The following is a 21,026-nucleotide window of genomic DNA, read 5'->3' as shown; positions in this document are numbered from 1 at the left end:
CGAGTACGACCGAGGTCGTGTCGAATCAGGTTCCGATCAGTGCGGTCAGGCCTCGATCGTCCGACGACGACGTGCCATCAGCAGCAGTCCGCCCGAGAGCAGCGCGAGCGCGACGGCCGCGGCACCCATCGGGACCAGAGCATCGGCACCCGTCTGGGCGAGGTTGCCGTTGCCGGTGCCGGTGCCGCCGGGAGCGACGACGCCGCCACCCGGTGCCGGCACGCCGAGCACGGAGAACGAGACCAGCGTCGCCGAGGAGACGAAGCCGGAGACGCTCTGCCGCGCGGAGACCGTGTACGAACCGGTCATGAGGACCTCGGGGAACGTCACGCTCCACGTGCCGCCGGCGACGGTCGTGGTGTAGACACCGCTCAGCGCCGCGAGGGCACCGGCATCCGCCTTCGCCACGGGCGCGTCGACACCGGTGAGCACCACGGTCACCGTGGCGCCGTCGATACCCGTGCCGGAGAGGGACGAGGGGCCGGCGTCATGCGGGAAGGCCGAGCCGCCCGCGATCGACGTCACGCCCGGAGCGACCGGCACGACCGTGAAGCTGGCCGTGGCCTCCGGGGAGACCTCGCCGGCGCGCGACTGCGTGACGACGACCGTGTGCGAGCCGTATCCGAGGGTCAGCCCGTCGACGGTCCAGTTGCCGGTCCCGTCGACCACTGCCGTGCCGAGCGTGGCGCCCGCACCGTCGACGACCGTGATGTCGGCAGTCGGGAGACCCGTGCCGGTGATCGCCGTGACCGGCGGCGTGATGGTCGTGCCGCTGGTCGGCGAGGTGATGATCGGCGCAGCGAGCGGAGCCGCCTTCACGGTGACGGCGATGGTGGTCGTGTCCGAGCGGCTGAAGCCGTTCGCGGACGTGACCGAGATCGATCCGGCGCCCAGTGCGACGGGGCCCGCGAAGGAGAACGCGCCGTTGGAGACGGGGACCGTCTGGTCGCCGGCTCCCACGTTCACGATGACGGAGGTCGCGCCGGGGGCGGTGCCGCTGACGGTCTGGCCGGGAGTGACGTCGGCGCCGGCGACCGGGCTCGTGATGACCGGTGCGGCGAGGTCGAGTGCGACCTCGTATCCGCCGGTCTTCGGAAGCGCGTGCACGAGCGACGTCGCCCAGGTGAACTGCTCGGCGCCGGTCGCGGGATCTGCCGCGCTGCCGCCGCTGATCACGCCGACGGCCGTGTTGCCCTGGATGACCGATCCGCCGGAGTCACCGGGAGCCGCCAGCGTGTTGCTGGAGAAGCCCCGGACCCACTGTCCGCTGATGTTCGCCCAGCCGTCGAGGACGTCGTTCCCGTCGATCGCGCCGGTCGTGTAGCCGGTCGTGCGGCCGCTCTTGGAGACGGCGCCGGCCGTCGGAGCACCGACCGCCGTCACCGGGATGGTGCTGGCGGCGAGCGAGTCGAGCGAAGCGCCCGCGGTCGTCCAGTCGGTCACGGCGGGAAGCGGGTTGAAGCCGGCCTCGAGGTCGATGACCGAGATGTCGGTCGCGTTGGTGTCGCCGTTCGAACCGGCGGCGTTGTTCGTGCTGCCGAACTGGGCGAAGCCGAAGCGGCCCAGCAGCTCGGGGTCGGCCGGGAGGCCGCCCGTTCCGCCGACGGCCGGCTCCTGGTTGGGGATGCTCAGCGTCGTGGCCGAGAGCTTGTCGTCGGCGTCGTCGAACGCGCAGTGGCCGGCGCTCAGCAGCGCGGCCGAGCCGTCGGGAGCGAAGGCGGAGAAGCCGATCGAGCAGGCCCATGCCGCGCCGTCGGACTCACGCACGCTGAGGTAGCCCTGTCCGCCGACGAGGTCGCCCTCGGCGAACTTCTCCAGGGTGGCGGCGGCCGTGACGATCTTCGGGTCCTCGAGCTCGGCCTCGACCGCGAACTCCTCGATCGCGGCTTCCTCGCCGGCACTCGCCTCGGTCACGACCACGACGTCCTGGCCGGCCGCGTTCGAGCCGACGGCGAGAACCTCGACGCCGCTCTCCGCTGCCTCGGCCACAGCCTTGAGGACCTCGGGGGCCGGGGCGGCGGGCGCCTCGGTCTCCACCGGTGCCGTCGGAGCTGCGGTCTCCGCAGGCGCTTCCGGTGCAGCGGTCTCCGACGTCGTCACCGACGGGTCGGCGGGCAGGTCAGCCCCGTCTTCGGCGAAGGCCGGTGCGCTGATGAAGAGCCCCGAAAGGGCGATCGTCGCTGCGGCGGTCAACGCCAGTGGGCGCCGTCCTGTCCCTCTGTGCTTCATGTGATGTATGTCCTTGCTGGTCGCGGATCGTCATTCACTTGTGGACTGCGGCCTCGTGCTGATGCACACGGCCCGTCTGCGTCCCGGTCGGGGCGCGAAGTGCGACGCTGGTCCCCCGAGCAGCAGAGTCCCCCGCCGTCACAGCGAGGGATCGCCCCAACCCTACTCAGCGAACACACAGGAAAGCGCGTCCATTCACGAGGAATTCATAAGATGGACGAAAGTCTGCGCGCGTTGTTCCATCGACTCGATGAACCCTCGGCGTCGCGACTCATCCGACTACAGTGGCGTGCATGAGCCGAACTATCGCACGAACCCTGATCGGCGTCGCGATGCTCGGCGCTCTCGCCCTGGTCGGCACCGCCTGCGCGTCATCGGCGGGAGACGCGGCACCCACATCGACGCCCACGAACGGCGGCGCAGCGAACGCCGCCGACGTCGTCGGCCACTGGGGCGACGATGCCACCGGCAAACCCCACCTCGAGTTCACCGAAGACGGCACGGTGAACGGCAGCGACGGATGCAACGGCATCAGCACCACCTACGTCGCCGCGGACGGCCGCTTCGAACTGGCGCCTTTCGCATCGACGCTCAAGGCGTGCGTCGGCGTGGATGACTGGCTGCGCGGCGTCCGCGCCGTCGAGATCGACGGCGACGTGCTCGTCGCGCTGGATTCCTCCGGCGCACGACTCGGCGAACTCGCCCGCTCCCACTGATCGGACGCCGAGGGGCCGATCAGCGGGCGGGCGCACGTCGACTCAGCCGGCGGCCTCCTCCGGGCGTTCGAGCACGTCGATCGCGGCGGTGTCGGGCTCGTACTCGTCGATGTGCCGCTCGTCCGGGCCGTCGTAGGCCGACAGCGGACGGATCAACGCATTCGAGGACTGCTGCTCGATGATGTGGGCGGTCCACCCCGTGATGCGTGCGGCGACGAAGAGCGGCGTGAACGTGAGCGTGTCGAAACCGATCAGGTTGTACGCCGGCCCCGAGGGGTAGTCGAGGTTCGGGTAGATGCCCTTGCGCGCCACGAACTCGCGCTCGAGCGTCTCGTACAGCTCGGCCACGGCCGGCTTGTCGTAGTGCGCGACGAGCGAGTCGAGCGCGGCCTTCATCGTCGGCACCCGGGAGTCGCCGCGCTTGTACACGCGGTGCCCGAATCCCATGATCTTGCGCTTCTCGGCGAGCGCTTTCTCGAGCCAGGCCTCGACCTGGTCCGCCGTGCCGATCTCGTCGAAGATGTGCATGACGGCCTCGTTCGCACCACCGTGCAGCGGACCCTTGAGCGCGCCGATAGCCCCGACCACGGCCGAGTACAGGTCGCTCAGCGTGGAGGTGATCACACGGGCCGTGAACGTCGAGGCGTTGAACGAGTGCTCCGCGTAGAGGATCATCGAGCGGTTGAACGCGTCGACCACCGCAGGCTCCGGCTCTTCGCCGAACGTGAGCCAGAGGAAGTTCGCGGCGTAGTCGAGGTCGTCGCGCGGCTCGACGGGCTCCAGCCCCCGGCGACGACGCTGACCGTACGAGACGATCGCGGGAAGCGCGGCGAACAGGGTCAGGCTGCGCTCGAGGTTCTCCTCCGGCGTGCCGACGGCATCGAGAACGTTGGCGATGCCGGCGGTCTCGATCGCGCCGATCACGCTCACGGCGGTGCGCACCTCGTCCATCGGGTGCGAGTCCAGCGGCAGCCGGTCGATCGCGTCCTTGACGACCGGCGAGAGGGCGCGGTGCCGGCGCTCGGTGAGGCGGAACGCCGCGAGTTCCTCCGCCGTGGGCAGCTCTCCGTTCCAGAGCAGGTAGGCGACCGCCTCGAAGGGCTGCGTCGCGGCCAGCTCCTGCACCGGGTATCCCCGGTACAGCAGGCTGTTCGTCTCGGGATTGACCTTCGAGATCGCGGTCGTGTCGACGACGACGCCCGCGAGGCCCTTCTTGATGTCCGGCTCGGTCACGGTCACTCCTTCTCGATGGTGAAGTTGAAGACGCCCGAGTCGAAGTGGTTGTACGACTCGTAGTCGATCAGGTCATAGAGATCGGCGCGGTGCTGCATCTCGCCGAGCTTCGAGGTCAGGTGCCCCTCGTCGTTCAGAGTATCCAGTGCACGGCCGGATGCCCCCATCGAGATACGCAGCAGGGACACCGGCCAGATCACGAGGTTCACTCCGGCGTCCCGCAGCTGGTCGACCGAGAACAGCTCGCTCTTGCCGAACTCGGTCATGTTGGCGAGGATCGGCACGTCCAACGCGTCCGCCATCGCCTCGAACTCGGCGAGGGTCCGCATCGCCTCGGGGAAGACGGCATCCGCTCCGGCATCCACCAGCGCCTTGGCGCGGTCGATCGCGGCATCCAGGCCCTCGACCGCGCGGATGTCGGTGCGGGCCATGATGAGGAAGTTCGGATCGCGACGGGCGTCGGCGGCCGCACGGATGCGCTTGATCGCGGTGTTCTCGTCGACCACGCTCTTGCCGTCGAGGTGACCGCAGCGCTTCGGATTGATCTGGTCCTCGATGTGCGTGCCGGCGAGCCCGGCATCCTCGAGCTCCTGGATCGTGCGGGCCACGTTCATCGGCTCGCCGAAACCGGTGTCGGCGTCGACGATCGCCGGCAGGTCGGTCATCCGGGCGATCTGCTTCGCACGGCCGGCGACCTCGGTGAGGGTGGTGAGGCCGATGTCGGGGAGCCCGAGGTCCGCGGCGAGGACCGCGCCGGAGATGTAGACCCCGTCGAAGCCCTTCTGCTCGATCAGGCGAGCGCTGAGCGGATTGAACGCCCCGGGGAAGCGCAGCAGCTCACCGCTCGCGAGCCGCTCCCGGAACAGACGCCGCTTCTCGGCGGGCGTCGTCGTGGAGTACAGCATCAGAACAGCCCCTTCGGCGCGTCGGCACCCTCGAGCAGGCCGGGCTTCGCGACGATCGACAGCTCGCCGACCTCGGCGGCCGTCAGCTCGGGCAGGCGCTGCACCAGCTCGAGGAAGCGCTCGATCTCGGCCGGCTCGAGCACGGGCTCCGCGAGCAGGCGGAACTTCGCGATGTAGTTCTCGCGGGCGAACGGCCGAGCACCGAGCGGATGCGCGTCGGCGACGGCGATCTCGTCGACCACGGTCGTGCCGTCGGTGAGCAGGAACTCGACGCGGCCACCGAACGCCTTCACGTCGGGGTCCTCGGAGTGGTAGCGGCGCGTCCACTCGGCATCCTCGGCCGTGGTGATCTTGTGCCACAGCTCGACGGTATCGGGGCGCGCCGCGCGCGACGGGGCGTAGGAGTCGACGTGGTGCCAGCCGCCGTCCTGCAGTGCCACCGCGAAGATGTACGGGATCGAGTGGTCGAGCGTCTCGCGCGATGCCGTCGGGTCGTACTTCTGCGGGTCGTTCGCCCCGGAGCCGATCACGTAGTGCGTGTGGTGGCTCGTGTGCAGCACGACCTGTGCGATGTTCGCGGGGTCGCGGAGCGCCGGGTTCTCGGTGCCGAGCTTGCGGGCCAGGTCGATCCAGGCCTGCGCCTGGTACTCGGCCGAGTGCTCCTTCGTGTACGAGTCGAGGATCGCGCGCTTCGGCTCGCCCGCGGCGGGCAGCGGCACCTCGTAGGCGGCATCCTTGCCGTCGAGCATCCAGGCGATCACGCCGTCTTCGCCTTCGTAGATCGGCGCGGGGCTGGTCTGTCCGCGCATCGCCCGGTCGACCGCCTCGACGGCCATCTTGCCCGCGAAGGCCGGGGCGTGCGCCTTCCAGGTCGAGATCTCGCCCTTGCGGCTCTGGCGCGTGGCGGTCGTGGTGTGCAACCCCTGGCCGACGGCCTGGTAGATCGTCTCGACGTCGAGCCCGAGGAGGGTGCCGATGCCGGCCGCGGCCGAGGGGCCGAGGTGTGCGACGTGGTCGATCTTGTGCTTGTGCAGGCAGATCGCGCGCACGAGGTCCATCTGGATCTCGTAGCCGGTCGCGATCCCGCGCACGAGAGCACGGCCGTCCTTGCCGGTGTGCTGCGCGACCGCGAGGATCGGCGGGATGTTGTCGCCCGGGTGCGAGTACTCCGCCGCGAGGAACGTGTCGTGGTAGTCGAGCTCGCGCACGGCGACGCCGTTCGCCCAGGCCGCCCACTCGGGGCTCGTGCGGTGGTCGAGCGCGGCGCCGAAGAGGTTCGCCCCGACGCCGCCGGTCGAGACCGGGTGGCTGAACGCCTGCGCGCGGGCCGCGTTGATCGGACCGCGCGTGAGGGATGCCGCGGCGACCGAGGCGTTGTCGATGATGCGGTTGATGATCATGTCGACGACGTCCTGCTCGACCTCGACCTGGTCGGCGGCGACCTCCGCGATCTTCCAGGCGAGCTGGTCGGAACGTTCGAGGTTCTCGTCGCTGCGGTGCACGCGGACGTGGTGGGTGACGGTCATGAGACTCTTTCGGTCGTTGAGCGAGCGGAGCGAGCGTTGTACTGAGCGAGCGGAGCGAGTCGAAGTGACGAAACGTGTTCGTTCAGGGATTCGAGGATGCCGGTGAGAGCGTTATGCAGGTGCACGTGCGTGGCGTGCGCGGCGAGGTCGCCATCGCGCGCGGCGAGCGCCTGCGCGATCGTGCGATGCTCGGCGGCGGACGCCGCGAGCCGGGCAGGCTTGTCCCGCGCCATCCGCCGCACGCGCACGAGATGGGTGCGCACGGTGCGGAGGGCGGAGGCGATGTAGTCGTTGGCGACGGCCGCATCGAGTGCGGCGTCGAAGCGGCCGATCAGGGCGTAGTAGGCGTCCCGCCCTTCGGCGGCGTCGAGATCGACGTGGGCGAACTCGTCGGCGAGGGCGGCGAAGAGGCGCGCGTCTCCTCTGGCGGCGGCGAGGCGGGCGGACGTCTCTTCCAGCGCACGGCGGATCTCGAAGAGCGAGCGGATGTCGTCGGCATCCAGATCCGCCACGACGGTGACCCGGGGCGACTGCTGCACGACGAGGCCGTCGGCGATCAGGCGGCGCAGTGCCTCGCGCATCGGGGTGCGGCTCACCCCGAGGCGATCCGCCTGCTCGACCTCGCCCAGGACGACGCCGGCCGCGAGGTCTCCGGACTGGATGCCGTCGAGCAGCGCCGCGTACGCGCGATCACTCGCGGAGGTGCGCTCGACGGAGAGGGTCATGGCCTCAGTGTATACACAAAGTCGCCTTCCAGGGCGCGGAAGCGACCTGAAGACGCCTCACGTATACATTGATCACCTGCCGGGCATCACGCTCGGCAGGCGTCACGCATCGGAGCGCGCCTTCCGGGTCATGGCGATTCCGGCGGCGACGGTGGCGACGAGCACGAGGGTGACGAACACCACCACGACGATGCTCTCCGGAACGAAGACCAGGGCGACCCCGGCGGCGAGCACGGGAAGAGCGAGCCCGCAGTACGCGATGAGGAAGATGAACGCGAGCGTCTCCCCGCGGCGTGTGGGCGATGCGAGCGACGCGGCGGTCGCGATCGACGACTTGAAGAGAACGCCCACGCCCAGCCCGGCGACGATGCCGCCCAGGAGGAACACGGCGAACTGCGGCGCCAGCGCTCCGATCGCGACCGCCGCCAGTCCCACCCCGCAGCTGATCGTCGCGATCAGGAGCTGGATGCGCAGCGCGATCCTCGCGAGCAGAAGCTGGCCGACCGCCGCCGCTCCGAAGACCGCGAAGGTCGTGGCACCAGCCACCAGGTGGTCGTGCTGCGCGAACGTGCCGACGAGGATCGACGGGGCGAGCGACGTGAACAGGCCGAGCAGTGCGAACGACGCGAAGGCACCGAACCCGGCGGCGACGAACGTCGAACGGGACCCGGACGGCGCGGAGAGCCGCTGCGGCCGATAGTGCACGGGGGTCTCCGGCGCGTCGACGGTCTCGGGTACCGAGGCGACGGCGATACCCGCCAGCACGAGCGCGATGAGGAACACCGCGTGGGGCACGATCAGCGGGGCGGGCACGAACTCCGCGAAGAGCCCCCCGATCAGCGGGCCGAGGGCGAGGCCGCCGAGATTCGCCGCACCCGCGACGGATGCCGCGACGATGGCGCTCTCGCCGGGACGCGATCGTGCGCGCAGCTCGCTCAGGTGTGCGGTCGCCGTCGCGGTCAGCACACCGATGCTGATCCCGTTCACGAGCCGGGCGACGATGAGTCCGGCGGGCGACGACCAGGACAGGAAGAGCACCGCTGAGACCACGGACACGAGGATCGCGATCAGCAGCATCCGCCGCCTGCCCGCCCAGTCGCTGATGTGCCCGAGGAAGAAGAGGCTGACGACGACACCGACCGCGTAGGCGGCGAAGATGACCGTGATCATCCAGACCGGGAACCCGTCGCGCTCCTCATAAAGCGGATAGAGGGGAGTGGGGACCGTGGAGTAGGCCATGACGACCAGGAAGCCGGCGGCGACGATCCAGAAACCCGTGCCGTGCGAGACCCGCCGGGGGCGGGCAGCAGACGAGCGCGCGGCGTCACCCATCGCCGAGCGCCTCGAGGGCGGTGGCCGACGGCGCGAAGAACGTCGAGCCCGTCTGCGGCACGGAGAAGTCGAGCAGGCGATCGTGCAGGCCGGGTGGATCTCCGATGAACATGCGCTCGAGCATCTTCTCGATCACCCACAGCCGGCGTGAGTAGCCGATGAAGTAGGTCCCGAACTCTCCCGAACCGGGGCTGCCGAACGGCATGTTGTCGCGGAGGATGTCGTGCTCGACGCCGTCGACGACGATCGTCGACAGAGTCTTGTGCGACTTCTGGCCGTCGGCCGCGTCGTCGAGCTCGATGTTGTCGGCCTTGGTGCGGCCGATGATGGCCTCCTGCTGTTCGGCCGTCACCGTTCTCCAGGACTGCAGCGGATGCGTGTACTTCTGCACGACCACGTAGCTCCCGCCCGCATGCGCCGGGTCCTCATCACCGACGAGGGTCGCCTCGGGCAGTGCCGCACCCACGGGATTGGCCGTCCCGTCGACGAACCCGAGCAGGTCGCGCGCGTCGAAGTAGCGGAAGCCGACCGTCTCGTCGACGACGTCGACCGCGCCTGCGAGCAGGTCGAGGAGCTGGCGCTCCAGTTCGAAGACCAGATCCCGGCGTGACGCGCGGATGTGCAGCAGGAGGTCGCCTGGCGTGGACACCGCCGTGTGTTGGGCGCCGACGACCGGGCGGAACGGGTGCAGCTCCTTCGGGAGGGGCTGCCCGGTGAGAGGAGTCCACACGCGTGCGCCGACCCCGGCGATGCAGGACAGCGAGGCATCCAGGTCGCGGAAGCCCACGTTCGCGACGAGTCCGCCGAGGTCGCCGAGCACGCTCCGCACCGTGTCCAGCGACGCTTCTCCGTCGCGGATCGTGAGCACGAGGAACACCGCGCAGTCGCTGAGCGGCGCATCGACCGTCTGCGGTTCGATCGGCACTCGGCGCGACGAGGCGGGCGTCATGCCGTGCCTCCGGCAGGGAACTCCATCTGCTGCGGTGCGCGCACGTCTGCCTCCCGAGGATGAGGCTTCAAATCTAGAGGGAGCGCTGCGGCTTCACCACAGGTGGCGCCTCCGGCAGGGGCTCGACGAACTCCGCCGCTGTCGCCGGCACCGGCTCCCCGAGCTTCACGACCACGACGCCCGCCAGCACGAGCACACCGCCGAGGGCCTGGAGCAGGTCCGGCAGCTGACCGAGGAGCAGCCACCCGAAGAGCAGCGCGGCCACGACCTCGGCGAGCGCGACGAACGAGGCGAGTCTCGACCCCAGCATCCGCGTCGAGGCGATGCCGAGAAGATAGGCCAGCGCCGTCGCGAGCACACCCATCGCCAGGACCGGCACGAACCACGGCACGGTGCCGAAGCGGTAGGCGATGCCGTCGGTGCTCCACGCGATGGGCAGGACGCCGACGGCGCCGGCAACGATCAGACCGAACGCTCCGAGCAGCAGGCCGCTCCCGGCGAGCGCGACCGGCGGCAGCCCCGTGTCGGCCTTGGCCGAGAGCAGGAAGTACGTCGCGGCGCCGACCATGGCGCCGAGGGCCCACAGGATGCCGGCGGCGTTCACCTCGGCACCGGTCACGATGTCGAGCATGAGCACGAGGCCGACGAACGCGATCACCGCGCCGAGGATGCTGCGTCGACTCGGCCGCTCGCCACGGCGGAGCCAGAGCCAGAGGATCACGGCGATCGGCGCCGTGTACTCGATGAGCAGCGCGATGCCGACATCCATCACGGCCACGGCCTGGAAGTAGAAGAACTGCGTGGCCGCCACCGCGAGCAGGCCGTAGGCCGCGATCAGGCCGATATTGCGTCGGAGCAGCCCCCACCGTCCCCGCAGGGACAGGATCGTCGGGATGAGCAGCACCAGCGCGGCGACGGAGATGCGCGCCGTCACCGCAGCACCGGGCGTCCACCCGGCATCCATGAGACCCCGCGCCCAGCCGCCGGACATGCCGAAGGCGAACGCGGCCCCGATCGCCAGCGGCAGCCCGAGACGCACGCCGGACGCGGCCGTGGCGACGGTGTCATTTGCCATAGTGCTCATGGGATGTGACGTTACGCGTCTCGGATGTAAGATGTCAACATGATCTTCACCGATGACACGGCCGAGGCGCTCCGCTCGGCGGTCTGGCTCGTGAACTCCGCGGAGGACCCGGAGACACTCGCCGACCTCCACGACTACGCGGCATTCCTGGTGGAGTTCCCCTACACGGGTCGACTCGACCGCGACGAGGCCGAGCTCACAGCACTCCAGGAACTGCGCCCCCGCTTGCGGGCGATGCTGCTGGCCCCGCGCGACGAGATGGTCGATCGGGTGAACCGCGCCCTCGACGAGAGCACGCTCACACCGCACCTCGTGCGCCACGACGGCACCGACTGGCACCTGCATGCCGTCGCCGACGAGCGTCCGCTCGCCGAGCGCGTGCTCATCGAGACGGCGATGGCTCTGATCGACGTCATCCGCGCCGACGAGGGCTCGCGCATCACGATCTGCGATGACGACACGTGCGAGGCCCTCGCGCTCGACCTCTCCCGCAACCGCTCGAAGCGCTACTGCTCGGCCACGTGCGCCAACCGCAACGCGGTCGCCGCGTACCGCGCCCGCCGCGCCGACGCCTGACGCGGCCGCCGCTCCACCTCACCGAGCTCCTCGCTGCGTTTCGTCACTTCGACTCGCTCCGCTCGCTCAGTACAACGCTCGCTGCGCTCGCTCAACGACCGAGGCCGCACTCGCGAGCACCGCTCGCCGCGCGGATGCGCAGCATGCCCTGGACGCGAACCTGTCATCACAGGTACACTCAACTTGTCATTACAGGTTGCGCAGCGCCGCAGCATCCGTTACGAGGAGCACCGATGCCCGAGTTCCACACCCCGCCGCTCTCTCCGATGGCGATCGCCTTCGATGCCGAGAAGCTGACCCTCTCCCCCGAAGGGCCGACCCTCACCCGGCGGATGTCGGACCTCGAAGGGCTCTTCCTCGACGCCGACGCCTGGGCCGCAGCATCCGCGGGAGACAACCCCGTCGTCTACACCGTCGTGAGCTCCCCCGTCCCCGAGGTCGACCGCGAGCTCCCCCAGTCGATCACCACGATCATGCCGGGCGACACGTCGGGCGAGCTGTGGATGACCAAGGGGCACCAGCATCCGAACCACCAGGGCGAGATCTACCTCGCGCTGAAGGGCCGCGGCGGACTGCTCATGTTCGACGGCGAGCGCACCGAATGGCTCGACATGCTCCCGGGCACGATCGGCTACATCCCACCGGGCTGGGCACACCGCTCGGTCAACACGGGCGACGAGCCCTACGCGTTCCTCGCGGTCTACCCGGGCGGCGCCGGCCACGACTACGGCTGGGTGCTCGAGCACGGTATGGGCTCGCGCGCCTACCGGGCGGCTGCCGGCACCGACGGCGTCGACCTGCGCCCGTACGCCGGATAGGGTCCGCCATGCTCATCGCGCACGATCTGGGGACCACCGGCGACAAGGCGTCGCTCCACCACGACGACGGACGATTGGTCGCGGCTGTCACCGTGCCGTACCCGGCGCACTTCGCCGCGGGCGGGATCGCCGAGCAGGATCCGGCCGACTGGTGGAACGCGGTCGTCGCCGCGACCCGCGACCTGCTCGCGCGCACCGAGACGGCCCCGGCCGACATCGCCGGCCTCGTCGTGAGCGGGCAGATGATGGGCGCCGTGCTGCTCGACGCCGATGGCGAACCCACGCGCCCGGCGATCATCTGGGCCGACACACGAGCGGGCGCCCAGCAGCGCGAACTCGAGGCGGCCCTCGGCGCGGAGCACGCCTACGAGATCCTCGGACACCGCCTCAACCCGACCTACTCCCTCGAGAAGGTCATGTGGGTGCGCGACAACGAGCCCGACACCTGGTCGCGCGTGCGCCGCGTCTGCGTGGCGAAGGACTTCATCGTGCTGCGGCTCACCGGACGCCTGGCGACCGATCGCTCCGACGCCTCCGGCACGAACGCCTACGACCAGCGCTCCGGCACCTGGTCGGACGAAGTGCTGCAGGCCGCGCGCCTCGACCCGGCCCTCTTCCCCGAGATCCTCGAGTCGACCGACATCGCGGGCGGATTGATGGATGCTGCCGCCGACGCGCTCGGCCTGCCCGCAGGCGTTCCCGTGGTGATGGGCGGCGGCGACGGCCCGCTCGCCGCCGTGGGCTCGGGCGTGGTCGCGCCCGAGGACGGCGCGTACGTCTGCCTCGGCACCTCGTCGTGGATCTCGTTCGCGGCCGATGCGCCACTGCACGACCCCGCGATGCGCACCTTCACGTTCGACAACGTCGTGCCGGGATCGTTCGTCCCGACCGCCACGATGCAGGCCGGCGGAGCATCCGTGCAGTGGATCGCCGAGGCCCTCTCCCCCGACCCCGCGCACCCCGAGACCGGACGGCTCATCGCCGAGGCGGCGGACGACATCGACACCGACGACCTCTACTTCCTGCCGTACCTGCTCGGCGAGCGCTCCCCGCTCTGGGACCCCGACGCCCGCGGCGCCTTCGTCGGCCTCGCACGCCACCACACCAGGGCGCACCTGATGCGCGCGGTGCTCGAGGGCACCGCGTTCAACCTGCTCACCTGCATCCAGGCGTTCCGGGAATCGGGCGCCGCGATCGACCGCATCGACGCGGTCGGCGGCGGCGCGCAGAGCGACGTCTACCTCTCGGTCCTCGCCGACGTGTGGGGTGTCCCGGTGCGGCGGCGCACGATCGTGGAAGAGGCCAACAGCCTCGGCGCCGCAGTCACGGGTGCGGTGGGCCTGGGCCTCGCCGACTTCTCGGCAGCCCGCGCCCTCAGCGAGGTGACGGCCGAATTCACCCCGGATGCCGGGCGCCACGCGGTGTACGCCGAGCGCCACGCCCGGTTCACCGACGCCTACACCGCACTCGCCCCCTGGTTCGCAGGACGGCCGAGCTGATGGGCGTGATCCTCGTCACCAGCCGCTCCTTCTCGGACGGCGACCTCGACCTCGTCGGCCGCGCGGCACAGGCCGGACACCGGATCCTGCGCGGTCCCGCTCACCACGACTTCGCCGAGCTCCGACCGCTGCTGCATGGCGCCGACGCCTGGATCGCGGGCACCGGAGCGATCACCGACGAGCACCTCGAGGCGGCGCCGAAGCTCCGGATCGTCGCCCGCTACGGCGTCGGCACCGAGGCCGTCGATCTGGAGGCGGCCCGTCGCCGCGGCATCCCGGTCACCAACACCCCCGGCGCCAATGCGGATGCCGTCGCCGACCACGCGGTCGGCCTGATGCTGGCCGCGCTCCGTTTCGTGCCGGACGGCGACCGCCGGGTGCGCGTCGGTGACTGGAGCGTGCGGCGCGGACGCGAGCTGGGCGCCGCCGTCGTCGGGATCGTCGGCTTCGGCCGCATCGGTCAGGGCGTGGCGAAGCGCCTGAGCGGATTCGGTCCGCGCGTCGTCGCCGCCGACCCGTACCTCTCGGCCGACGTGATCCGATCGAACGGCGCCGAGCCGATCGACCTCGACGAGCTGTTCCGCGTCGCGGACGTGATCACGCTGCACGCTCCGGGCGGTCAGTTGCTCGTCGACGCCGGACGGCTCGCCCACATGCGTCGAGGCACCGTGCTGGTGAACACCGCCCGCGGCGACCTCGTCGACGAGGCCGCGATCGCGGAGGCCCTGCGTGACGGCATCCTCGCCGGCTACGCGGCCGACACCCTCGACGGCGACACCGCGGCGCAGGGCAGCCCACTGCTGGACCCGGCCCTCGCGGACCGCGTGATCGTGACACCGCATCTCGGCGCACAGACCACGCAGGCCGTCGACAACATGGGTTCGATCTCGCTCGCCGACGCGCTCGCCGTTCTCCGGGGCGAAGAGCCCGCCCATCCCGTGACCGCCCGCTAGGAGACTCCCGATGACCGCGTCCCTCACCACCGATCCGCTCGCCGACCCGACGACGCAGGCCGACTACATGGGCTTCGTCGGCGTGACGACGGCGTCGTCGTCGATCATGAAGGTGTTCCCGCTGTGGGCCGATATCCTCGGCCTGCCGACCCGCACGCTGATCGGCCATGACCTGCCGATGGATGCGACGCCGGCGCAGTACCGCGCGATGGTCGAGCAGATCCGCGACGACCCGCACCATCGCGGCGCCCTGGTGACCACGCACAAGATGAACGTGTACGCCGCGGCATCCGAGCTGTTCGACGAGCTCGATCCGTTCGCGGTGTCGTGCGCCGAGATCTCGAGCATCTCGAAGCGCGGGCCGCTGCTGTCGGGGCGCGCAAAGGATCCGATCACGGTCGATCTCGCGCTGAACGATTTCCTCCCGGGCGACCATTTCGCCCGCACGGGTGCCGAGATCGTCATCCTCGGCGCGGGCGGGTCGGGCACGGCGCTCAGCTGGGCCCTTGCGGAGCGCGTCGACGCTCCCGCCCGCATCACGGTGACCGCCCGGTCGCAGGAGAAGCTCGATCACCTGCGCGAGGTGCACCGCCAGCACGGCTCGCGCGAAGGATTGATCGACTACGTCGTCACGGCGACACCCTCGGAGGCAGACGCGGTCGTGGCCGCCGCTCCCCCGGGATCGGTCATCGCGAACGCCACGGGACTCGGCAAGGACCGGCCCGGCTCGCCCCTGACCGATGCCGTCGTGTTCCCCGAGGATGCCTACGCCTGGGAGTTCAACTACCGCGGGTCGCTCGAGTTCCTGCACCAGGCCCGGGCGCAGGAGGCCGCCCGGTCGCTGCACGTCGTCGACGGCTGGCGGTACTTCATCCACGGCTGGTCGCAGGTCGTGGCCGACGTGTTCGAGCTCGATCTCACCCCCGACACTGTCGAGCGGCTCGCCGAGGCGGCGGAGTCGGTGCGCTGATGCCGGTCGTGCGGACGGTGCTCGGCGACATCGAGCCGGCCGCGCTCGGGCGGGTGGACTACCACGAGCACCTGTTCCAGGTCTCGCCCCTGCTCCCCCGCGACGAGCTCGACGACGAGACCGCGTCCGGTGCGGAGGCGAGCCTGCTGAGGGCGAGCGGCTTCGAGTCGATGGTGGATGCCACGCCGTTCGGCCTCGCGCGCGACCCCGCGGCGGTCGCCCGGATCAGCGCGGCGTCCGGCCTGCACATCGTCGCGACCACCGGCCGGCATCGCGAGGCGCACTACGGCGCCGATCACCCGATGCAGGTCTGGGACGTCGACCGTCTGGGAGCCCTGTTCGTCGCCGACATCTCGCACGGGATGCCGGCTGCCGACGAGGACGTGCTCGAGACGGCGGACGCGCCTCGCGCGGCGGGGCCGGGCGGTGCCCCCGTCCGGGCGGGACTGCTGAAGGGCGGCGTCGACTACTGGCGCATCAGCCCCTTCGAGCAGGCCACCCTCCTGGCCGTGGCCGTCGCGCATCGCCGCACGGGCGCGCCGGTGATGGTGCACCTGGAGTTCTGCACCGCGGCCCACGAGGTCCTCGACCTGCTCGCGGCCGAAGGCGTGGCATCCGATCGTGTGGTTCTCGCGCACGCCGATCGCGATCCGGATCCGGGGCTGCACGTCTCCCTCGCCGAACGAGGCGCCTACCTCGGGTACGACGGCTTCGCGCGGCCGCGCACGCGGTCCGATGCCGAGCTGCTGGCGCTGACCGCATCCGTCGTCGAGCGCGGAGCGGGCGATCGCGTGGTGCTCGGCGGAGACGTCGCCCGGCGCACCCGCTACCTCGCCTACGGCGGCATGCCCGGCCTCGGCTACCTCGGCGAGCGCTACGTCCCGCGTCTCCGCGCGCTGATCGGCGACGATGCCGTCGACCGGATGCTGGTCGCCAACCCCGCGCGCCTGCTCACGCTCTCGGCGTGAGTCGCGGCGCCGCGTCATCTGACTGCTGTTCGGGCGGAGTTCCCGCGACGGGAGGAGTCTGAGGCTCAGATCCTCCTCCGGAACGCGAGATCTCCGCCCGACCAGGCGCTTTAGTTCGCGAGCCGCGGATCCTGCAACGATGTCATCGCGTCGACCAGGCTCTCGTGGATGTACTCGAGCTCCGGAGAGGTGAAGCTGGACCAGTCCTCGGCGTCGGCATCCGTCGTTTCGGCGTCCTCAGGGGTCGCAGCATCCCAGGCCGCTTCCTGCGGCACGTGCCGATACACCCACCACAGGTTGCCGGACGGGTCGGTGAAGCGCGAGAACGTGTCGCCGAAGAAGTCCGTCGGGCGGGTCACGATGCGCGCACCCAGCGCGACCGCGCGTTCCAGTGTCGCCTCGACGTCGTCGACGTAGACCTGGAGGAAGCCGGGCGTGAACGGCCAGTCCGGCTTGCGATCCGCCACGGTGATCACGGAGTCCCCGATACGCAGCTCCGAGTGCAGGATCAGTCCGTCGGTGTCGAGCGTCCGCGCCTCGGGCACGTCGATCGCCCCGAAGACGCGCGTGAGGAAGTCGATGATCCGTGCGGCGTCGTCGGTCATGAGGAAGGGGTTGACGGTGTTGGAGCCGTCAGGTCGTGCGGGGATGGGGGTCATGGTGCATCTTTTCGTCGACGACAGCGTGACATCCACCGCGGACAGATCCTGTCCTCATCCGTCCTCTGACACGGAAGAAGCCCCCCACCCGAAGGTGAGGGGCTCCCATCGATCACGTCAGGTCACTCGTAGAGGACTGCGGCGATCTTCGGGTCTTCGATGTTGGTCTTGTCGTACCAGTAGGAGCCGGTGTCGTAGAACTCGTCGACCTTCTTGCCGTTGGCCGCGTCGTATGCGGCCTGCACGACCTGCTCGCCGATGCCGATCGGGTCCTGCGTGATGGCGCCGGCCATGGTGCCGTCCTTGATGGCGTTGATCTGCGCTGCGCCGGAGTCGAAGCCGACGATCGTGATCTTGCCCTTCTCCAGGCCGAGCTCGTTCACGGCGTTCACGACGCCGATGGCCGAACCCTCGTTCGTGCCGTAGATGCCCTTGAGGTCGGGGTGCGCCGCGATCAGCGTCTTCGCGATGTCGGCCGACTTCAGGTGGTCGCCGTCGCCGTACTGGATGTCGACGATCTTGACGTCGGGGTAGTCGGCTTCCATCTTCTCGACGAAGCCGTCGCGACGCTCGACACCGGTCGAGTTGATCTGCGAGTGGCCGACGATCGCGACCTCGCCCTTGCCGCCGATCAGGTCGGCCATGTGCTCTGCGGCGAGCGCACCGGCGACCTTGCTGTCGGTCGCGGAGAGGCTGAGCCCGACGTCGCCGTTGCAGGGAGCGTCGAAGTAGACGACAGGGATGTCCTTCGACTTCGCCTGCTCGAGCGGGGCGACACAGGCCTCGGGGTCCAGCGCCGCGTAGGCGATGGCATCCGGGTTCTTGTCGATGGCGGCCGTCAGCATCTCGAGCTGGCCGGCGATCTCGGTCTCGGCCGCAGGGCCTTCGAACGTGATCTTGACGCCGAGCTCTTCCGCCTTCTGCTCCGCGCCCTTCTTCACGGCCTGCCAGAACTGGTGCTGGAAGCCCTTCGAGACGAGGGCGATGTACATCTCGCCGTCGCCGCTGCCGCTGCCTCCGCCGCTGCCTTCTTCGATCACGTCTCCGCCGCCGGCGCAGCCGGCGAACACCAGCGCGGATGCTGCCACGAGTGCCGCGAATGCGGTCTTCTTGCCGAATTTCATGGAAACTCCATTGTTCTCTGTGATTGCCGGCCAGGGCCGACGGTGGACTGCGTGGTGCTATTCAGTTGAGTCGGGTCGAACGGGCTCAGGTCCGCTGGCGGTTGCGCAGCGAGTCGAGGAACACGGCCAGCAGCACGACGACGCCGACGACGATGTTCTGCCATTCGGGCTGGATCGACAGGATGCGCAGGCCGTTGACGAGCACGCTCATGATCAGCGCGCCGATCACGGTGCCGAGGATGGATCCGCGTCCGCCGAGCAGCGAGGTGCCGCCGATGATGACCGCGGCGATCGCCTGCAGCTCGTACCCCATGCCGATCTGGGGCTGGGCCGAGTCGAGGCGGGCGGCGATCACGATGCCCGCGATGCCGGTGAAGGCTCCGGCGAACATGTAGATGAGGATCGTCCAGCGGCGGGTGTTGACGCCGGACAGGCGCGTGGCCTCTTCGTTGGAGCCGATCGCGAAGGTGTAGCGGCCGAGGAGCGTCTTCGACAGCACCAGCCACGCGATGATCGCGACCACCGCGGTGATCAGCACGGCGTTCGGGATGCCGGGGATGATCACGCCGAGCGCGATCTTCTTGAAGTCCGGTGCCGAGGTGGAGAAGTAGATCGGCGAGACGTTCGAGATGACGAGTGCGAGACCGCCGGCGATCATCATCATCGCGAGCGTGGCGATGAACGGAGGCAGGCGCAGGAACGTGATGTTCACGCCGTTCACCAGACCCATCAGCACACCGGTCAGCACGCCGCCGATCACGCCGACCCAGACCGGGAGGCCCATGTTGGTCACGAACACACCCGTCATCACGGCGCAGAGCGCCATGCCGGTGCCGATCGAGAGGTCGATGCCTCCGGTGATGATGACGAAGGTGGTGCCGAGGGCCAGGATGCCGATGACCGCGGTCGAGAGGAGGACCGTGGCGATGTTGCTGAAGGTGAAGAAGTTCGGGCTGGCGATCGTGAAGAAGATCACCAGGACGATGAGGGTGCCGAACGCCAGCGACTGCTGGAGCTGGCGCTTGAGGAACGCGCCGACGTCGCGCTTGTCGGTGTCCTCGTTCACCGCCGTCTGGATGATCGTCGTCGTCGACGATCCGGGCTGCTGTGGGGTGCTCATCAGTCTTCCTCCCCGTGGGCTGCGAGTTGCATGATCTTCTCCTGGCTGGCTTCCTCGTTGCGGAGCGTTCCGGTGATGCGGCCGTTCGCGAAGACCGCGATGCGGTTCGCGACGCGGAGGATCTCCGGGAGCTCCGATGAGATGACGATGATGGACTTGCCCTGGTCAGCGAGCTGCTGCATCAGGCGGTAGATCTCTTCCTTCGCGCCGACGTCGATGCCGCGGGTCGGCTCGTCGAAGATGAGGATGTCGCAGTCGCGCATCAGCCATCGCGCGATGACGATCTTCTGCTGGTTCCCTCCGGAGAGGAGCTTGACGACCTGGTTGACCGATGGCGTCTTCACCCGCAGCTGCTGCACGTACTCCTTGGTGCGGTTCTTCGCCTTGCTGTCGCCCATCCAGCCGATGCCGTTGGCATAGGAGCCGAGCGAGGCGAGGACCGTGTTGAACGTGACATCCTGCTCGAGCATGAGCCCGAGCAGCTTCCGGTCCTCCGAGAGATAGCCGAGGCCGTGCTTCACGGCATCCGCCGGCTGGCCGATGCGCACCGGGCGTCCGCTGATCGAGATCGTGCCGCCGTCGCGGTGATCGGCGCCGATGACGGCCCGCGCCGTCTCGGTGCGGCCGGCGCCCATGAGACCGGCGAAGCCGAGGATCTCGCCCTTGTGCAGCTGGAACGACACGTCCTTGAGCAGGTTCCTCGTGGAGAGACCCTGCACGTCGAGGACGATCGGATCGTTGATGTGCTCGCGGGCTTCGGGACGCGTGCCCTCGTCGATCACGCGGCCCACCATCATCTCGATGATGGTGGGGATCGTGACCTCTGCGCGGTCGAGTGATCCGATGTATGTGCCGTCGCGGAGAACGGTGACCCGGTCGGCGAGACGGCGGAGCTCGTCCATGCGGTGCGAGATGTACACGATGCCGGTGCCCGACGCCTTGAGCTGCTCGATCAGCACGAACAGCGTCTCGACCTCGGTGTCGGTGAGGGCCGACGTCGGCTCGTCCATGATGAGGACCTTGGCGTTGAACGACAGCGCCTTGGCGATCTCGACCATCTGCTGCTCGGCGACGGTCAGCTCGCCGACGAGCTGACGCGGGTCGAGGCGGATGCCGAGGCGCTTCAGCAGCTCCGCGGTCTGCGTGTTGAGCTTCCGCTCGGACAGGAACGGCCCGGAAGTCGGCTCACGGCCTACGAAGATGTTCTGCGCGACGGTCAGGTCGGGCATCAGGTTGAGCTCCTGATGGATGATCGTGATGCCGAGTTCCTGGGCCTGCAGCGGGCTGGTGAGCTCCACCTCCTGGCCCTCGAACGTGATGGTTCCCTCGTCCTTGGTGTAGATCCCGGACAGGATCTTCATCAGCGTCGACTTCCCGGCGCCGTTCTCTCCCACCAGCACCAGCACCTCGCCGGCACGCACCTCCAGGTGCACGTCTTTCAGCGCCTGCACACCGGGGAATCCCTTGCTGATCCCCTCCACTCGGAGAATGGGGTCACTCATGTGCTCACCTGCTTCCTTGAAGGTCATGTTGCGGTTCCGGCGATGCGGGCCGCAGTAAACATCGGATCAATTCTGCGGCCTGCGCCTCTTTCGCGCAAGTTGTATCTGAATGTATCTAACGGAGGTCGGATGGGGAAG

General features: G+C 69.4%; 19 protein-coding genes. 7 read left to right on the top strand and 12 right to left on the bottom strand.

The features are described from left to right. Positions 1 to 45: 45 nt before the first annotated feature. Positions 46 to 2,229, bottom strand: a complete 2,184-nt coding sequence (locus ABD648_RS15315) for a trypsin-like serine protease (protein ID WP_282215819.1) — start codon at positions 2,227 to 2,229, stop codon at positions 46 to 48. Between the two features lie 293 nt (positions 2,230 to 2,522). On the opposite strand from ABD648_RS15315, the gene ABD648_RS15310 reads away from it, so the two are divergent. Continuing rightward, positions 2,523 to 2,945, top strand: a complete 423-nt coding sequence (locus ABD648_RS15310) for an META domain-containing protein (protein WP_282215818.1) — start codon at positions 2,523 to 2,525, stop codon at positions 2,943 to 2,945. A 42-nt stretch (positions 2,946 to 2,987) separates the two neighbouring features. Here the strand turns inward: ABD648_RS15310 and ABD648_RS15305 are convergent, their stop codons facing one another. From ABD648_RS15305 to ABD648_RS15275, 7 genes are all read right to left on the bottom strand, one after another. After that, positions 2,988 to 4,178, bottom strand: coding sequence for a bifunctional 2-methylcitrate synthase/citrate synthase (locus ABD648_RS15305; protein ID WP_282215817.1), 1,191 nt, complete (start codon positions 4,176 to 4,178; stop codon positions 2,988 to 2,990). Between the two features lie 2 nt (positions 4,179 to 4,180). Further along, positions 4,181 to 5,083 (bottom strand): methylisocitrate lyase, encoded by a 903-nt coding sequence (gene prpB / locus ABD648_RS15300; protein ID WP_282215816.1) that lies wholly within the window; start codon positions 5,081 to 5,083, stop codon positions 4,181 to 4,183. Then, complete coding sequence (locus ABD648_RS15295) at positions 5,083 to 6,609, bottom strand: MmgE/PrpD family protein (RefSeq protein WP_282215815.1); 1,527 nt, start codon at positions 6,607 to 6,609, stop codon at positions 5,083 to 5,085. Before ABD648_RS15295 ends, prpB begins: the two co-directional genes overlap by 1 nt. After that, positions 6,606 to 7,334: a GntR family transcriptional regulator gene (locus tag ABD648_RS15290; protein WP_282215814.1), complete on the bottom strand. Its 729-nt coding sequence runs from the start codon at positions 7,332 to 7,334 to the stop codon at positions 6,606 to 6,608. Before ABD648_RS15290 ends, ABD648_RS15295 begins: the two co-directional genes overlap by 4 nt. Positions 7,335 to 7,436: 102 nt before the next feature. Next, the gene (locus tag ABD648_RS15285) at positions 7,437 to 8,666 is read right to left on the bottom strand and encodes an MFS transporter (RefSeq protein WP_282215813.1); all 1,230 of its coding nucleotides are present in this window, start codon (positions 8,664 to 8,666) and stop codon (positions 7,437 to 7,439) included. Continuing rightward, positions 8,659 to 9,615, bottom strand: a complete 957-nt coding sequence (locus tag ABD648_RS15280; RefSeq protein ID WP_282215812.1) for a Dyp-type peroxidase — start codon at positions 9,613 to 9,615, stop codon at positions 8,659 to 8,661. The genes ABD648_RS15285 and ABD648_RS15280 overlap by 8 nt, the downstream gene beginning before the upstream one ends. A 73-nt stretch (positions 9,616 to 9,688) precedes the next feature. Next, complete coding sequence (locus ABD648_RS15275) at positions 9,689 to 10,690, bottom strand: EamA family transporter (RefSeq protein ID WP_344709435.1); 1,002 nt, start codon at positions 10,688 to 10,690, stop codon at positions 9,689 to 9,691. 48 nt (positions 10,691 to 10,738) lie between these two features. Here ABD648_RS15275 and ABD648_RS15270 point away from each other — a divergent pair, with 48 nt between their 5' ends. The 6 genes from ABD648_RS15270 to ABD648_RS15245 all read left to right on the top strand — a co-directional run bounded on the left by ABD648_RS15270 (position 10,739) and on the right by ABD648_RS15245 (position 16,483). Continuing rightward, positions 10,739 to 11,275, top strand: a complete 537-nt coding sequence (locus ABD648_RS15270; protein ID WP_282215810.1) for a CGNR zinc finger domain-containing protein — start codon at positions 10,739 to 10,741, stop codon at positions 11,273 to 11,275. 233 nt (positions 11,276 to 11,508) lie between these two features. Next, positions 11,509 to 12,093: a glucose-6-phosphate isomerase family protein gene (locus ABD648_RS15265; RefSeq protein ID WP_282215809.1), complete on the top strand. Its 585-nt coding sequence runs from the start codon at positions 11,509 to 11,511 to the stop codon at positions 12,091 to 12,093. An 8-nt stretch (positions 12,094 to 12,101) separates the two neighbouring features. Then, positions 12,102 to 13,592 (top strand): xylulokinase, encoded by a 1,491-nt coding sequence (xylB, locus tag ABD648_RS15260; protein ID WP_282215808.1) that lies wholly within the window; start codon positions 12,102 to 12,104, stop codon positions 13,590 to 13,592. After that, on the top strand, positions 13,592 to 14,545 hold the full coding sequence (locus ABD648_RS15255) for an NAD(P)-dependent oxidoreductase (RefSeq protein WP_282215807.1): 954 nt from the start codon (positions 13,592 to 13,594) through the stop codon (positions 14,543 to 14,545). The genes xylB and ABD648_RS15255 overlap by 1 nt, the downstream gene beginning before the upstream one ends. Before the next feature lie 10 nt (positions 14,546 to 14,555). Beyond that, positions 14,556 to 15,515: a shikimate dehydrogenase family protein gene (locus ABD648_RS15250; protein ID WP_282215806.1), complete on the top strand. Its 960-nt coding sequence runs from the start codon at positions 14,556 to 14,558 to the stop codon at positions 15,513 to 15,515. Further along, a complete protein-coding gene (locus ABD648_RS15245) occupies positions 15,515 to 16,483 on the top strand; it encodes a phosphotriesterase family protein (protein ID WP_282215805.1) in 969 nt (322 codons plus the stop codon). Before ABD648_RS15250 ends, ABD648_RS15245 begins: the two co-directional genes overlap by 1 nt. Positions 16,484 to 16,593: 110 nt before the next feature. Here the strand turns inward: ABD648_RS15245 and ABD648_RS15240 are convergent, their stop codons facing one another. The 4 genes from ABD648_RS15240 to ABD648_RS15225 form a co-directional block, all read right to left on the bottom strand. Continuing rightward, on the bottom strand, positions 16,594 to 17,142 hold the full coding sequence (locus ABD648_RS15240; RefSeq protein WP_282215804.1) for a VOC family protein: 549 nt from the start codon (positions 17,140 to 17,142) through the stop codon (positions 16,594 to 16,596). 122 nt (positions 17,143 to 17,264) lie between these two features. Beyond that, positions 17,265 to 18,266, bottom strand: a complete 1,002-nt coding sequence (locus ABD648_RS15235; RefSeq protein WP_282215803.1) for an ABC transporter substrate-binding protein — start codon at positions 18,264 to 18,266, stop codon at positions 17,265 to 17,267. Positions 18,267 to 18,351: 85 nt separating this feature from the next. Next, positions 18,352 to 19,386, bottom strand: a complete 1,035-nt coding sequence (locus ABD648_RS15230; protein ID WP_282215802.1) for an ABC transporter permease — start codon at positions 19,384 to 19,386, stop codon at positions 18,352 to 18,354. Next, positions 19,386 to 20,888 carry a sugar ABC transporter ATP-binding protein gene (locus ABD648_RS15225; protein WP_282215801.1) on the bottom strand — a complete coding sequence of 501 codons (1,503 nt, stop codon included), beginning with the start codon at positions 20,886 to 20,888 and terminating at the stop codon, positions 19,386 to 19,388. Before ABD648_RS15225 ends, ABD648_RS15230 begins: the two co-directional genes overlap by 1 nt. Positions 20,889 to 21,026: the final 138 nt, after the last annotated feature.

Source organism: Microbacterium luteolum (assembly GCF_039533965.1).
GTDB lineage: Bacteria > Actinomycetota > Actinomycetes > Actinomycetales > Microbacteriaceae > Microbacterium > Microbacterium luteolum.
This window is presented reverse-complemented; position numbering and strand designations above follow the sequence as displayed.

Excerpts from the sequence above, each read along its gene's own strand:
- ABD648_RS15315 (WP_282215819.1), bottom strand. The coding sequence starts at position 2,229 with ATGAAGCACAGAGGGACAGGACGGCGCCCACTGGCGTTGACCGCCGCA.
- ABD648_RS15310 (WP_282215818.1), top strand. The coding sequence starts at position 2,523 with ATGAGCCGAACTATCGCACGAACCCTGATCGGCGTCGCGATGCTCGGC.
- prpB (WP_282215816.1), bottom strand. The coding sequence starts at position 5,083 with ATGCTGTACTCCACGACGACGCCCGCCGAGAAGCGGCGTCTGTTCCGG.
- ABD648_RS15295 (WP_282215815.1), bottom strand. The coding sequence starts at position 6,609 with ATGACCGTCACCCACCACGTCCGCGTGCACCGCAGCGACGAGAACCTC.
- ABD648_RS15290 (WP_282215814.1), bottom strand. The coding sequence starts at position 7,334 with ATGACCCTCTCCGTCGAGCGCACCTCCGCGAGTGATCGCGCGTACGCG.
- ABD648_RS15285 (WP_282215813.1), bottom strand. The coding sequence starts at position 8,666 with ATGGGTGACGCCGCGCGCTCGTCTGCTGCCCGCCCCCGGCGGGTCTCG.
- ABD648_RS15280 (WP_282215812.1), bottom strand. The coding sequence starts at position 9,615 with ATGACGCCCGCCTCGTCGCGCCGAGTGCCGATCGAACCGCAGACGGTC.
- ABD648_RS15275 (WP_344709435.1), bottom strand. The coding sequence starts at position 10,690 with ATGGCAAATGACACCGTCGCCACGGCCGCGTCCGGCGTGCGTCTCGGG.
- ABD648_RS15270 (WP_282215810.1), top strand. The coding sequence starts at position 10,739 with ATGATCTTCACCGATGACACGGCCGAGGCGCTCCGCTCGGCGGTCTGG.
- ABD648_RS15265 (WP_282215809.1), top strand. The coding sequence starts at position 11,509 with ATGCCCGAGTTCCACACCCCGCCGCTCTCTCCGATGGCGATCGCCTTC.
- xylB (WP_282215808.1), top strand. The coding sequence starts at position 12,102 with ATGCTCATCGCGCACGATCTGGGGACCACCGGCGACAAGGCGTCGCTC.
- ABD648_RS15255 (WP_282215807.1), top strand. The coding sequence starts at position 13,592 with ATGGGCGTGATCCTCGTCACCAGCCGCTCCTTCTCGGACGGCGACCTC.
- ABD648_RS15250 (WP_282215806.1), top strand. The coding sequence starts at position 14,556 with ATGACCGCGTCCCTCACCACCGATCCGCTCGCCGACCCGACGACGCAG.
- ABD648_RS15245 (WP_282215805.1), top strand. The coding sequence starts at position 15,515 with ATGCCGGTCGTGCGGACGGTGCTCGGCGACATCGAGCCGGCCGCGCTC.
- ABD648_RS15240 (WP_282215804.1), bottom strand. The coding sequence starts at position 17,142 with ATGACCCCCATCCCCGCACGACCTGACGGCTCCAACACCGTCAACCCC.
- ABD648_RS15235 (WP_282215803.1), bottom strand. The coding sequence starts at position 18,266 with ATGAAATTCGGCAAGAAGACCGCATTCGCGGCACTCGTGGCAGCATCC.
- ABD648_RS15230 (WP_282215802.1), bottom strand. The coding sequence starts at position 19,386 with ATGAGCACCCCACAGCAGCCCGGATCGTCGACGACGACGATCATCCAG.
- ABD648_RS15225 (WP_282215801.1), bottom strand. The coding sequence starts at position 20,888 with ATGAGTGACCCCATTCTCCGAGTGGAGGGGATCAGCAAGGGATTCCCC.